This window comes from Arthrobacter sp. 2RAF22, from assembly GCF_052115325.1.
Lineage (GTDB): Bacteria > Actinomycetota > Actinomycetes > Actinomycetales > Micrococcaceae > Arthrobacter.
The window spans coordinates 85,103-98,782 of sequence record NZ_JBFRGL010000014.1 but is presented as its reverse complement, the minus strand read 5'-3'; the positions used below and the strand labels follow the sequence as shown (position 1 = coordinate 98,782).

The following is a 13,680-nucleotide window of genomic DNA, read 5'->3' as shown; positions in this document are numbered from 1 at the left end:
CTTGGTGGCGGTGTCGAAGCCGGGGAACGTCGCTTGGCCGCCGTGCAGCCGGTCGGCCACGATCTCAGCCATGGTGTTCGCCGGAGCCACGAGCCCCAGGCACATGCCATCGAAGTTGGCGACTTCACCAATGGCGAAGATGCCGGGGACCGGGGTGGCGCAGTGGTCGTTGATGACCACGCCGCCCTTCTTGCCGAGTTCGAACAGCTGTTCAGCGGTGGGGCCGTCCGCGGCGCCTTCCGTTCCGCGGAACAGTTCATCGCGGGGGCGGATGCCGATGGACGCGATAACCATGTCGGCGGGGATGACGCGGCCGTCCTTCATGAGGACGCCGGTGACCTGGCCGTCGTCGTCGGACAATACTTCGGCGGGGTAGGTTCCCGTCAGGACTTCGAGTCCCTTGGCGGTGACCAGACGGCCCAGTGCCTGGCCTGCGCCCTCGTCCAGCTGGGCGTTCATGAGCCAGCGTGAACCGTTGATGACGGTGGCCTGTGCGCCCAACTCCATGGTGCCCGCCGCTGCTTCCAAGCCGAGGAGGCCGCCGCCGATGGTCACGGTCCTGACGGTCCGGCCAAGCTTCTCCGTGAGTTCGGCGATGGCCTTGTTGATGGCCCAGACGTCGTCGAGGGTGCGGTAGACATGGGCGAGCTCACCGCCAGGGAAGGGGAGCTGTGCCGCGTCCGAGCCGGTGGCCACCACCAGGTGGTCGTAGTCGTAAGTGTTGCCGGCCGCGGTTTCCACGGATTTGGCTTCGGGGTTGATCTTGACCACCCGCTCGCCAGTGCGCAGGGAGATGGATTCGTGCTCCCACATGGACATGTCGCCCAAGGTGAGGTCATAGTCCACATCGGTCAGCGCCTTGCTCAGGGTGACCCGGTCATACGGAACGTGGGCTTCCTCGGTCAGGACCGTGACGTGCCAGCCCTCGAGACCGCGGGTATGCATGGCATCGGCAAAACGGTGGGCCGCAGGGCCTCCGCCGGCGACAACAATACGGCGCTGGTTTTCTGGGGTGGAAGTGTGTCCGGTCACTGGTGGCCTTTCGCATACGCCGCAGAACGTGCTCCGCAACTTGTCACTTCAGACTACGGACGGGCAGTTTCTCCTCAGTTTCCCTTTTGTTTCGTGATCTTAACTTCTGGGTCACGATTGGATGTCGGGACCCGTGAGGTCTCTTTTACGCACCCGACACATTGACTGCATTCGAGTGAAACACTCCCCGCCTACCTTGAAGATATGGCCGCTCGGCGGCCACCGCCTGAAGGAAAGGACAGCATTTGTCCGGCTGCAGGCATAGCGAGAGGGGTTGGCATGACCGTCATTCTGGAACGGGAAGAACAACTGACGAGCGCGCCGACCGAGTCCGGCTGGCACCGTGTATGCCCGTTGGACGAGCTGGAACCGGCTTGGGGCGAGGCGGCGTTGATCGACGGCGTGCAGGTGGCGCTCTTCCGCCTCGATGCCGACAATGTCTACGCAGTCGCCCAGCAGGACCCTGCAACCCTGGCCAATGTCATGGCCCGGGGGATCACCGGCTCCCGGGGATCACGCCCCACTATCGCCTCGCCGTTGCACAAGGAGGTCTACGACCTGCAGACCGGTGAGTGCTATTCCAACCCCGGGCTCCGGCTTCCGGCATTCAAGACCCGCATGGTTGACGGCTTCATCGAAGTCGAACTGTAGCCCGGAGCCCCCAGCCGCGCACCGCCGTCGTCCGTCGTGGAGCCGAAGCGCTCAGAGCCCGAGCGCCTCGCGGACATCGGCAAGAATGTGGTCCAAAGTGGTCCGCGCGGCGTGCCGGGTTTCGGCGAGTTCCGCCGCCGAACCGACCGACTTGATGACCTCCAGGTAGCACTTGAGCTTTGGCTCGGTGCCACTGGGCCGGATGATGACGCGGCTTAGGTCCTTGGTCAGGTAGAGGAGGCCGTCCGTCGGCGGCAGTTGCTCGCTTCCCTGGGCCAAATCCACAAAGGTCTCGATGGCGGAACCGCCAAAGGACTCCGGCGGATCGGCCCGGAGCCGGTTCATCATGGCGTCCAGCAAACCAAGGTCCGCCACCCGGATGCTGAGCTGGTCGCTCGCATGCAATCCATGCACCAGGTAGATCTCATCCAAGGTGTCGAAGATCGTCTTTCCTTCGGCTTTGGCCGCCGCCGCTAGTTCGGCGATGAGCAAGGAGGCGGAAATGCCGTCCTTGTCCCTGACGAGTTCGGGTGCAACGCAGTAGCCCAGGGCTTCCTCGTAGCCGTACACAAGTCCCGGCACCCGGGAAATCCACTTGAATCCCGTGAGCGTTTCCTCGTGGGCGAAGCCGGCCGCCGCCGCGATGCGGGAAAGCAGCCGGGACGAGACGATTGAGTTGGCGAAAACGCCCCGTGTTGAATCGCCTTGCCGCACATCCGCGGCGTGCCGGGCCACCACATGTGCCCCAAGTAAGGCGCCCACTTCGTCGCCCCGCAACATCCGCCAAGCACCCGTATCCGGGTCCTGTGCCGCTACGGCCGCGCGGTCGGCGTCGGGGTCGTTCGCCAGCACGATATCGGCACCCAAACGCGCCGCTGCCGCCAAAGCCAGGTCCAGTGCGCCGGGCTCTTCCGGGTTCGGAAAACTGACGGTGGGGAAGTCCGGATCCGGTTCTGCTTGCTCTTCCACGACTGAGACGTCGGTGAAGCCTGCCGCATTCAGCACAGACACCGCAGTCTCACCACCCACGCCATGCATGGGGGTCAAAACGATCTTCAGTTGACGGGCCGGGAAATTCTCGACGTCGGCGAGGCCGGCCATCGCGGCCTCATACTCCCCGGTGATGGAAGCGGGCAGTTCAGTCCAGCCGGACTCGGCCAGTTGGATGGAATCCAAAGGGCCCACGGCTTCGATGCTTGCCGCGATCTGCGAATCGTAGGGTGCCACGATCTGGGACCCGCGGCCGCTTTCCTCCACGGCCCGGCCGCCCAAGTACACCTTGTAACCGTTGTCCTGCGGCGGGTTATGGCTCGCTGTGACCATGACACCGCCGTCGCAATCAAGCGAACGGACCGCGTAAGCCAACAACGGGGTGGGAAGCGCCGAAGGCATCAGGAAGGTCTCGATTCCCGCGGCCGTGAAGATGGCTGCGGACTCCCGTGCGAAGACGTCCGAGTTGTGCCTAGCGTCATAGCCGACGACGGCGCGCGGCCGCGTTCCCGGGGCAGCCGCCTCAACGGCGTCCTTGAGGAAGGCCGCCAAACCTGCCGCTGCCCGGCGCACCACTACGCGGTTCATCCTGTTGGGACCAGGACCGAGGGCGGCACGGAGCCCAGCGGTACCGAACTGCAGCGTTCCGCTGAAGCTGTCTTCAAGCTGTTGACGGGCCGCGGCGACGCCATTGGAGGCGAGTCCGGCCAGCTCGGACAGCGCTGCCGCAGTGACCGGGTCCGGGTCCTGGGCAGCCCACTCGCCGGCGTCGGATATCAGCTTTTCAAATTCGGCATCGCTCGATGTCATAGGGATAAAGCTATCGTCAAAGGGAATGAATGCCGAGGTCACCGGCTATGTCAGCCGTCACAGTCCGGCCCACGCCACCCAACTGACTCGCATTAGTTGTCGTTATGAGGCGTCTAAACGACAACTAATGCGAGTCAGTTGGGCTCCCCAGCGTCAGGGTCGCTGCCGCGTGGTGGTGAGGACGAAGCTCGCCGGGCCGCCTGCACTGAACGCTGCCGCACCCGTGTTCCCCCATTGCGGGAAGAAGATGTCCGAGATGACTACCGAGCCGTCTTGTGTGAAGACCTCCACCGACGAGGAATCCAAGAGGATGCGGAGACGGACCTTGCCGTCCTTCAGGGGCACGGAGGCTTGGTGGTAGGGGCTGAATTTCGGCGAGAAGTTGGAGGTCCCGGCTGCAGAGCGGTCCACTTTGAGGGTCTGGCTTGCGCGGTTGTACGAGATCCGGAGGCCTGCCTTCCCGTCCGCCGAAGCCCGCAGTACCAATCCGGCCTCGGAGGCGCCCGCAACGTCCATCTCGGCGTCGATCAGCTGGGTTCGGGTTCCGAAATCGCCGCCGAGGGGTTCCGTTGAATCGGTGACGGTGAGGTTTTTGCCATGTACTTCACTGGTCTTGGTGTCCGTGAGCGCATCCGCGGCAGCCTGGGCGATGCTCGAATGGAGCTCGAAACGGCTTCCTGTGGCTGCGAGGGTGAGCTGCCGGGGGATGGCCATTGACCCGCGCCATGGCGTGCTCGGGACGGATTGCGCATAGTCCCAGTTCCCCATCCAGCCGAGAAGCACCGGCTTTCCACCAGGAGCCCCGGTGATGGTGTTGGCCGCATAGAAGTCCGCACCATGGTCAAGCCATTGCGATTCCGTCAGCGCGTCGCCCGGCTTTGCCGCGTTTTCCGCCGTGAACCGTGTGCCGTCGAAATTGCCCACGAAGTACTGCATGCCGGAGCCTCCTGCGATGCCTCCCGGGTTGATGCTCAGGATCATGACCCACTTCTTCAGGCCGTTGCCGCCGTCGACGTCCATCTGGAGCAGCTCGGGAACTTCCCAGAGCCCGCCCTGGGCGCCCACTCCCGAGAAGTCGCTGAGGAAGTCCCAGTGCAGCAGGTCGGTGGATTTGAAGAGTTTCACCACCTGGGCGTCAGCTACCACCGTGGTCATGACCCAGTATTTGCCGGGCTCGTACCAGGTAATCTTCGGATCCCGGAAGTTGTTCGACGCCGGATTCAGGCTGAGCACCGGATTGCCCTTGTACTTGGTCCAGGACGTTCCATGGTCCAGGCTGTAGGCCACGGACTGGGCCTGGCTGCCCTTGGGCAGCGCCCCGCCGTCGCCGTACGAGCTGGTGTAGAGGGCTACCAGCGGCGGGTTTCCAGCGGTGCCCAGGCCGGAGGCGTTCTTGGTGTCCGGAACGATGGCGCCGGAAAAGATTTCCTCACTGGCGGTGCCCTCCATGGCTACCGGTTTCTGGGTCCAGTGCACCAGATCCGTGCTGGTGGAATGACCCCACGACATGTCTCCCCAGAAGTTGCCGTGCGGATTGTGCTGGTAGAACGCGTGATAGGTGCCGTTTTCGTAGACAAGCCCGTTGGGATCGTTGATCCAGTTTTGCGACGCCGTGAGGTGAGCGGCGGGCCGCCATGGGTCCGATTCGGATGGTGCGGGGGCAGCCATCCCGACGGCGGTGCCGCCGGTGGTGCCGCCGGCGGATGGCGACGCGTCCGGCGTCGGGGTGCAGGAACTCGCGAACATTGCGATGAGGACGGCGACGACGGCGAGTGCCGCCTTGCGAGCGGGCCGGAACGGGCGTTGGGGGGAGTGGAGCATGGGACTTCCTGGGTTGTGGAGCAGGGCGCCCGGGGTGAACCGGGCGCCCCATGTTGCCGGGCAGGCAGCGAATCCCCTGCCTGCCCGGCTGTTTTTGCCTGTGGCCTACTTGTAGAGGCCTTCCCCGCCGACGCGGACGTTGGTGGGGAGGTAGCCGAACGGGCCGAGGCCGTTCTTGCCGAAGCTGCGGTCAACCTGCGTGACGCCACCGGCGAAGTTGATCTTTACCGTAGGGGAGAGGGACCCTCCACGGACTCCGTCAACGTTGTCGATGAAGGACTGCACCAGGCCGCCCGGCTGCACATAGTGCGAGTAGGCCTGGAACTGACGGCCGTTCTGCTGTGCCGACTGGGTGCCGCTCGGGTTGTTCGCCGGCAGGTTCAAGTCGGTCGGCGAGCCGAGCGCGAGGCCCGAGTTGTTCACCGGCTGGAAGTCCGAACGGACACCGTTGCCAACAAAGCCGTAGACGCCGTCGGGACCACGCATGCCATCGGCGTAGGTGAACTGGTGGCTGATCGTGAACAGGTAGTACTTGTTCTTGCCGTTTTCATTCTGGATGAAGATCTGCGGGCGCTCGGTCTGGTCGTTGACGCAGTTGGCGGACAGGATCGGCGGCAGGAAGTGCCACTGGGTCAGGTCCTTGTTGTCTGCGACGGCCAGGCCCACGCTCGCGGTCTGGAACCAGGAACCGGTGGTGGTGTTGACCGTGTTGGTGTTTTCGGCGTGGGGATCGCCTGCCTGGTAACCGAGATCAGCATCGGTGCACTTGTAGGAGCCGCGGTTTCCGGCGGTGTTGCCCTCAAAGACCATGAAGGTCTGGCCTGGGTGGGCCGGGTCTTCGAACGTGTACGGGTCACGGAAGGCGAAGCCGGCGTTCTGGGCCTTGGTCTGGTATAGCTTTCCGTCCGGTTCGAGCAGCTTGGTGTGCTGGAAGCCGTCGAAGGTCACGCCGTTCTGGTCGGCGTGGATGTTGCCGAGGGCCTTGGCAATGACTGCGTCCGGAGCGATCCCGCCTCCGCCCGCGTTGCGCTCTGCACGGTCGTAGAACGTGGTGGCCGTGTAGAACACGTTGACGTGGTCACCCTGCATGAGGCGCGTGGAACCGGACCATTCGGTGTTGCCGATGGAGGTGTTGTCCAGGAACAGGTGTCCGCCGTAGTTCCACTTGTCCTTCGCGGGGTCTGCGTTGGTCTTGCGGAAGAAGTAGCCGATGCGGGCGTTCCAGTGGCGCTGGTCGAAGCCGTAACCCGCGTGGCGATCGGCGACGAGGGAGAAGATGACATCCCAGCCCTTGTAGCTGATCTGGTTGGCGTTCTGGTCGGTCAGGGACCACGTGTCCCAGACCCACACGTCGTCGTTCATGGCCGGGAAGTCCTTCGGGATCTCCGGCATGGTGACGTTGGGGCTCATGGAGTTCTGGCCGGCGGTCACGTTCGGGTTGCTCTGGGCCATGATCTGCTTGGCATCCGCCCGCGTCCACTTGGACGTGAAGTTTGCGGCGGGATCTAAGGCTTGTTGCGTGTGGACCGTCGGAAGCGGGAATCCCGGCGTGGGAGCCGGCATCGTGGTGGCCGGCTTGTCGGCAGGCAGGTTTGCCTGGGCTGCCGGGGATGCCATGAGCACCGTCGCGGCCACACTGGCAGCGGCCGCAAAAGCGGCTACAGACCGCAGGCGTCGGCGTGGCCTGTTGGGGGTTGAGTGAGATTTCATGCTTGCTCTTCTCGCGGAGGTTGGACTACGTGGAATTGGCGCAAGGCCTGGTCCGCACTCCGGCGTTCCCGTAACACCAATGGCGTCGTCGGGAACGCCATCGTGTCGGGTGGACGGGGGATTCTTAGGAAGCCCCCATCCTTCGGTCCGGCACGTCGACTTGCCGGGACCGTTCAAAGCTTGACGTGCGCATGATGCGGTTGCAAGCCGTGTTTCGAGTGCCGTTCCGGGCTCTGGAGCACATGTCAGACATATGTGCGCAAGCGTTTACATTTTTACACCGCGCGCGTGCCATGGAAAGCGCGGCGGGTCAAATGTTTCTGAATAAATCTGATTTATTTGAAAAGTTCACATGCCATTAACGCGGGGGCGAATTGACTTGACAGGAGTCGGAAAATTGCCGTGGGGACGGCTGTCGTTGGTGGGATTCGTGGTCCGGCTGGAGCGGGATACAAAACTGCCCGCGCCGGGGTCCGGCGCGGGCAGTTCGCTCGTTCGAGGGGGGCTATTTGGCCTTCGTGGAGCGGGTTCGCACCAAGGCGGTGACGCCCGCGGCCAGGCCGATGAGGCCGACCGCGAGTCCGAACCAGCCAGCCGTGGATCCTGCGTCGCTGGATGTCGTCGATGCCGCGGCCGACGGCGCCGGGGTCACGGACGGGGAGGACGCGGGAGCCGCCGATGCGGCTGCGTCGCTCGCGGTGGTGACGAACGAGGGAGCCGGGTGCTCCGGTTCAGGCTGCCCCTCAACGGTCTTCTCGTCCCACTTCACCACCGTGCCGTCGGTGTAGCTCTGCGTGGCTGGCAGCGTCACGGTGGTGCCGGCGTCGGGGAGTACACCCACCGAGATCGAGAACGCCTGGTATTCGTTCTGCCCGATCTGGTGTGCGGCGTCCGCGGTCCAGACGACCGAACTGACCGCCTTGGTCACCGTTGCCCCTCCAACCGTGACGGGTTTTGGCAGGGTGGTGGTGACGAGCTCGGCCGTCCAGCCCTCGACCGGCTTCACGGACACAGAGTTGAAGGGCGTATCCGTGGGGAGTGATACTTCGAGCTTGTTGGTCTTGGCCGTCGGGGACTCGTTGGGAACGTTGAAGGTCAGGTGGGTGTAGCCGCCTGCTGCGGGGTCGTCGGGATTGACGTTGACGTGTGCGGACGCTGCGGAGATGCCGAAGGCGAGCAGCCCGGCGGCCATCGTCGCGGCGCAGGCGGTTTTGAGGGTACGGCGGTAGGAGGTCTTCATGGCAATGATGCCCTTTCACAAAGGAAATGCGGTTTGGGGACCGGGGCGGACGGAGGTCCGGACCGGTGAAGGCAGCGAGGTGCCGCCTGTCCCTGGCTATATGTGAAAGGGAGAGTCTCAGACGGCGGGCATCAGGGCTGGCGGGCCGCGCAGGGAAGGAAGCCGAAGGCCGGGAAGGCTGCGTGGATGCACAACCGGGGTCGGGCACGGAGCAGAGGTTCGGAGTGGCTGAATCGCTGTTGGAGCAGGCAGTTGGACCAGCGGCCGCAGCCACGCTGCCAGTGCCCACAGTGCTTGTTCGCCGCGCGCGAGGACCAGGGCCGTGCCCAGGGTTGCGACTGAGTGCGCCCCGAGCATGTGCCAGTCGCTGGCGGCAGCGTGGGCTGAGGCGATGGCGCTTACGGTTTCCGGGGTTGACGCCAAGGGAACATGTCCTGCATGCCCGGACTGCAACGATGCCGCGGTGGACGTTCCGGACAGGGCGCAGAATGCCCAGTGAAGGCAGAGCTGTCCGGCTCCCAGCAGCCCTGCGACGACGGGAAGCGAAAGCCGGGCGCGCGTCAGGATGGCGACAGGGAGGATTGTCAGGGCAGAGAGCGCCGCCAAAATCGCCGGTGCCGGAAGGTTTCCGCCGCCGGCAAGGTGCCCACCCGCGGCCAATCCAAGAATGATCGAGCCGACCAGGCTGGTCCGCAAGAACCGGAAAGGCGCGGATGTCATGATCGGCGGTCCTTCCGGTTCGAGCGCTTGGGGCGGAGAATCACTCAAATTCTACTGCGCTACGAACTCCGGAATAGCCGGGAGCCTGGGCTCCCGGCTATTCGATCAAAGCTTGGCGATGATGTCCGCCAGGAGGCGCGAAATGCGTGCGCCCGCCGTCTGTCCTGCCTCGATGACTTCCTGGTGGCTCAGCGGTACCGGGCTGATGCCGGCGGCCAGGTTGGTCACGAGGGAGATGCCGAAGACCTCCATACCTGCGTGCCGGGCGGCGATGGCTTCCAGAGCGGTGGACATGCCCACCAAGTCCGCGCCGATTCGCTTGGCGTATTGGACCTCGGCCGGAGTTTCGTAGTGCGGGCCGGTGAACTGGGCGTAGACGCCTTCGTCGAGCGTCGGATCCACTTCGCGGGCCAGTCCGCGGATGCGCGAGGAGTACAGGTCCGTGAGGTCCACGAACGTGGCGCCTTCAAGGGGAGAAGCCGCCGTCAGGTTGATGTGGTCGCTGATCAGCACGGGTGTGCCGGGGGTCCAGGCTTCGTTCAGGCCACCGCAGCCGTTGGTCACCACCAGGGTCTGGCATCCGGCCGCCGCGGCTGTGCGTACGCCGTGGACTACAGCGCGGACGCCTTTGCCTTCGTAGTAGTGGGTACGCGCGCCGAGAACGAGGGCCCGCTTGCCTTCCTTGGTCAGGACCGAGCGGATGGTGCCCACATGCCCCTCAACGGCAGGAGCGTGGAAGCCGGGAACTTCCGACGCCGTGAGGGTCGCCGTCGTTTCGCCTATGAGATCCGCAGCGGCGCCCCAGCCTGAGCCGAGCACGAGTGCGACGTCGTGGGTTTCGACGCCGGTCTCCGCCGCGATGTAGTCGGCCGCAGCTTTGGCGGCCTCGAATGGGTCTGTATTCATCAGCTCTGTGTTACTCACTGGTACAAACTACAGTGCTGCGCGCGTTGTTGAACAGGGCGCAGTTGGGCAGGTAAGCGGCCTCTAAAGGCGTTCTCAGGTGGGGCTTAGTGGCAGGTCCGCCCGCATTAAGTGAGAATGGAACATTGTGACCATGCATCCTGACTTCAGCTCACCACGAATCGCGATCCTGGGCGGAGGTCCAGGCGGATATGAAGCGGCCATGGTCGCGGCGCACTTGGGAGCGAGGGTAACCCTCATCGAGCGCGCCGGACTCGGCGGCTCAGCCGTCCTCACCGACGTCGTACCCTCCAAAACCCTGATCGCGACGGCGGATCTCATGACCCGCGTCGGCGAGGCGGGGGAGCTGGGAGTCAAGTTCGCCGTCGACGGCAGCGATGTGGCGCCGGGCATGCGCGCGGACCTGGGCCACATCAACGACCGTGTCCTGCACCTCGCGCGGGAGCAGTCGGACGACATCCGGGTGGGCCTTGAGCACCTTGGCGTGGAGATCCTGATGGGCTCCGGAAAACTCCTGGACAACCACACCATCGAGGTCATTACCTCGGAGGGTGTCAAGACAATTACCGCCGATGCCATTCTTCTCGCCGTCGGCGCCCACCCCCGCGAACTGCCCACGGCAAAGCCCGACGGTGAGCGCATCCTGAACTGGGCACAGATCTACAACCTCGAGGAACTTCCGGAAGACCTGATTGTCGTCGGTTCCGGCGTCACCGGCGCCGAATTCGCTTCGGCCTACAACGGCCTTGGTTCGAACGTCACCCTGATTTCGAGCCGCGACCAGGTCCTGCCCGGCTCGGACACGGACGCGGCCCAGGTCCTTGAAGGTGTCTTCAAGCGCCGCGGCGTGCGCGTCTTGTCCCGCTCACGCGCGGAGGCCGTTGAAAGGACCGACGGCGGTGTTAAGGTGACGCTTGGCGACGGCACCACCGTCTCGGGCAGCCACTGCCTCGTCTGTGTTGGCTCCATCCCCAACACGGCCGGAATCGGACTCGAAGAGGCGGGCGTGGCTGTCACTGAGTCCGGCCACATCAAGGTCGACGGCGTCTCCCGCACCACGGCGCCGAACATCTATGCCGCCGGTGATTGCACCGGAATCCTGGCCCTCGCCTCGGTCGCTGCCATGCAGGGCCGCATCGCTGTTGCGCACTTCCTGGGCGACGCCGTCATGCCGATCAAGCTCCACCAAGTGGCTTCCAACATCTTCACTTCACCCGAAATCGCCTCTGTGGGCGTCTCCGAGGCCGACCTCGAATCGGGCAAGTACCAGGGTGATGTGGTCATGCTGTCCCTGCTGAGCAATGCCCGCGCCAAGATGCGCAACACCAAGGACGGCTTCGTGAAGATCATTGCGCGCAAGGGCTCGGGCACCGTGATCGGTGGCGTCGTCATCGGTCCGAATGCCTCCGAGCTCATCTATCCGATCGCCGTTGCCGTGAAGCAGAAACTGCACGTCGACGACCTCGCAAGCACCTTCACGGTGTACCCATCGCTGACCGGTTCCATCTCGGAAGCGGCGCGGCGGCTGCACGTGCATATGTAGGGCTTGGCTCTCGACTCGCATTCGATCCTGCGACACAGAAAATGCCCCACGACGCGCGAATTCGCGTGTCGTGGGGCATTTTCCGTCGCGTGAAACCAGATCAAGCACTTTGGACGACGATGACGAGTCGGCCGTCGTCGATCCGGTAGAGCACCCGATAATCTCCCGTTCGGACGCGCCACTCGACCCGCCCTGCCAGCTTCTTGGCGCCGGGTGGGCGCGGAGTCTCGGCCAGCAACTCGATGGCTGCTTGGACCCGGCGGCGGCCCTCGGGAGGGAGCTTGCGCAGTTGCCGAAGGGCCGCTGGCAGGACCGTGATGTTGTAGCTCACGTCAGGCCCAGATCGCATGTGCGTTCCAGATCAGTGGGTCGGCTATTTTGTCAGAGCCTCCTGAGATGCTTTGGGTATGGAAGCGATCGGACACCTCACTACCCGCCAGGCCGCTGCGCCCGGCGGCGGGTTCGTCGTGTTCCATAAGGTGCGCGAGCCGCGGATGGTGACGGCGGCTGCTCAAGCGGCGGGTCAAATGCCGGGGCCGCGTCGGCTCGCTCTGCTGGATCCGCCCGAGGATCGCGACAGCCGTCACGACGGCGGTCGCGGTGGTCCGCAGGGTGTTCTTGAGGGCGCACTCGCGGCGTTGCGCTCGCTGGCACGGACGGCTGTGGACGACGTCGGGACGCTGGGGTTGCAGGACTCCGCCGCGTTTGCCTCAGGCGTGGAGGAACTCTCCCGCACCCTGGACTACTTGCAGCTCGTCGCCGCGGGGCAGTTGCACCGGGTCCGGCAGCAGGAGCCGGCCTGGGGGACCGGCTGGACGACGGGCTGGGGAGCCGACGCCGGGGAGGGCGGCTCCAGCGATGGTCCCCGCAGCGCCGAACCTGAAGCTCGAGCAGCCGGGGCCAGGGTCGACGTCGACGGCGGCGGGCTCGCTGCCGGTGACGCCCGGGCCGCGGTCAGGGAGTTCCGGAACACGGGCGAGCACCTGCGCTCGCTGCTGCGGATCGGCTCGGCGGAGGCCCGTCGCCGCCTTGCCCTGGCGGAGGATCTGCTGCCGGGCCGCTCACTTACAGGTCAAAGGATCCAGCCGCGATATGGGGAAGTGGCCGCGGCCCTGGCCTGCGGGAGCATCGCGGCCCGGCCGGCGACCACCATTACGATGGCCCTGGACCGGGTCCGGCCACGGTGCAGCGCGGAGACAGCCGCGGACATGGAACACGCGCTGACCATGACGGCGGCCGAGAACGACGCCGATTTCCTGGCCAGGATCGCCCGCCGCTGGACCGACGCGATCGACCAGGACGGGGCCGAGCCCAGCGAAGAAGCCTTGCGCCACCTCCAGGGCGCTTTCCTGCGGAAACCCAAACACGGGCTGCAGCATGTGGAGATCTTCGCCACCCAGGACCAGTACGAGCACCTGCTCACCGTCATGAACACGGCCACCAATCCCCGGAGCCGCACGTCCGGGGAGCCCGGACCCGGGGACCATGCGGTGGACGCGGGCGGCGGAGACGGCGGGAGCGGGCCGGCAAACGCTCCGACGGACGGCCGGGCGGATGCTCTGCCGGGTGGTTCAGGTGATGATGCCGCGTCCCTGGACCGCCGCACGAGGGCGCAAAAACTCCTGGACGGGTTGCTGGGCGCCTGCAAGATTGCCCTCGCCACCGGTGCACTGCCTGCGGCCGGAGGCCAACGCCCCCAGATCATGGCCACCATCGATCACCGGGAGCTCCTGGCAGCGCTGAAAGACGCGGAGCAGCTCACGTTCCTCGGGCAATCTGGACAAGCCGGGCGCTCCGGCGGGTCGCAACGCGGCACGGGGAGCTTTACGTTCACCGGCCCGGTCCCGGCGGCCACGCTGCGGAAGATCGCCTGCGACGCCGACATCATTCCCGTCGTCCTCGGCGGCGACGGCCAGGTGCTGGACATCGGCCGGTCCTCCAGGATCTTCCCGGCGCACATCCGTAAGGCCATTACCGCCCGGGACAAAGGCTGCGCGTTCCCTTCGTGCACCATGCCGGCCCCGTGGTGCGAAGCCCACCACATCGAGTACTGGTCGCGGGGTGGACCAAGCAGTGTCGACAATGGTGTCTTGCTGTGCAGCCACCACCACCATCTGATCCACAAGGAAGAGTGGCACATCCAAGTCCAAACAGGCGTGCCCTGGTTCATCCCGCCACCCCACATCGACCCACGCCAACAACCACGCAAGAACCGCTACTTCCATGTGTGATCGCGCGT

The 13,680-nt window shown here is 65.1% G+C and carries 11 protein-coding genes; 3 read left to right on the top strand and 8 right to left on the bottom strand.

What is annotated here, in order from left to right:
* Positions 1–1,032, bottom strand: a 1,032-nt coding sequence (locus AB4068_RS12095) for an NAD(P)/FAD-dependent oxidoreductase (protein ID WP_441433505.1), incomplete at its 3' end; no start/stop codon positions are given.
* A gap of 279 nt (positions 1,033–1,311) precedes the next feature.
* Between AB4068_RS12095 and nirD the strand changes: the two genes are divergently transcribed.
* Entirely contained in the window at positions 1,312–1,683 is a 372-nt protein-coding gene (gene nirD, locus AB4068_RS12090) for a nitrite reductase small subunit NirD (protein WP_284989798.1), read from the top strand.
* A gap of 51 nt (positions 1,684–1,734) precedes the next feature.
* Here the strand turns inward: nirD and AB4068_RS12085 are convergent, their stop codons facing one another.
* The 6 genes from AB4068_RS12085 to AB4068_RS12060 all read right to left on the bottom strand — a co-directional run bounded on the left by AB4068_RS12085 (position 1,735) and on the right by AB4068_RS12060 (position 9,880).
* Positions 1,735–3,483 (bottom strand): phospho-sugar mutase, encoded by a 1,749-nt coding sequence (locus tag AB4068_RS12085; protein WP_441433504.1) that lies wholly within the window; start codon positions 3,481–3,483, stop codon positions 1,735–1,737.
* Positions 3,484–3,636: 153 nt separating this feature from the next.
* Positions 3,637–5,304: a glycoside hydrolase family 32 protein gene (locus AB4068_RS12080; RefSeq protein ID WP_441433503.1), complete on the bottom strand. Its 1,668-nt coding sequence runs from the start codon at positions 5,302–5,304 to the stop codon at positions 3,637–3,639.
* Positions 5,305–5,409: 105 nt separating this feature from the next.
* Positions 5,410–7,014, bottom strand: coding sequence for a glycoside hydrolase family 68 protein (locus tag AB4068_RS12075; protein WP_441433502.1), 1,605 nt, complete (start codon positions 7,012–7,014; stop codon positions 5,410–5,412).
* Positions 7,015–7,519: 505 nt separating this feature from the next.
* Positions 7,520–8,254, bottom strand: coding sequence for a YcnI family copper-binding membrane protein (locus AB4068_RS12070; protein ID WP_441433501.1), 735 nt, complete (start codon positions 8,252–8,254; stop codon positions 7,520–7,522).
* A gap of 117 nt (positions 8,255–8,371) precedes the next feature.
* Positions 8,372–8,974, bottom strand: a complete 603-nt coding sequence (locus tag AB4068_RS12065; protein WP_441433500.1) for a hypothetical protein — start codon at positions 8,972–8,974, stop codon at positions 8,372–8,374.
* A gap of 105 nt (positions 8,975–9,079) precedes the next feature.
* Entirely contained in the window at positions 9,080–9,880 is an 801-nt protein-coding gene (locus tag AB4068_RS12060; protein WP_306961275.1) for a purine-nucleoside phosphorylase, read from the bottom strand.
* 145 nt (positions 9,881–10,025) lie between these two features.
* Between AB4068_RS12060 and AB4068_RS12055 the strand changes: the two genes are divergently transcribed.
* Positions 10,026–11,441: an NAD(P)H-quinone dehydrogenase gene (locus AB4068_RS12055; protein WP_059387905.1), complete on the top strand. Its 1,416-nt coding sequence runs from the start codon at positions 10,026–10,028 to the stop codon at positions 11,439–11,441.
* Between the two features lie 100 nt (positions 11,442–11,541).
* On the opposite strand, the gene AB4068_RS12050 is transcribed toward AB4068_RS12055, so the two are convergent.
* A complete protein-coding gene (locus AB4068_RS12050) occupies positions 11,542–11,790 on the bottom strand; it encodes a type II toxin-antitoxin system RelE family toxin (RefSeq protein WP_370872622.1) in 249 nt (82 codons plus the stop codon).
* Between the two features lie 58 nt (positions 11,791–11,848).
* Between AB4068_RS12050 and AB4068_RS12045 the strand changes: the two genes are divergently transcribed.
* A complete protein-coding gene (locus tag AB4068_RS12045) occupies positions 11,849–13,672 on the top strand; it encodes a DUF222 domain-containing protein (protein ID WP_441433499.1) in 1,824 nt (607 codons plus the stop codon).
* Positions 13,673–13,680: the final 8 nt, after the last annotated feature.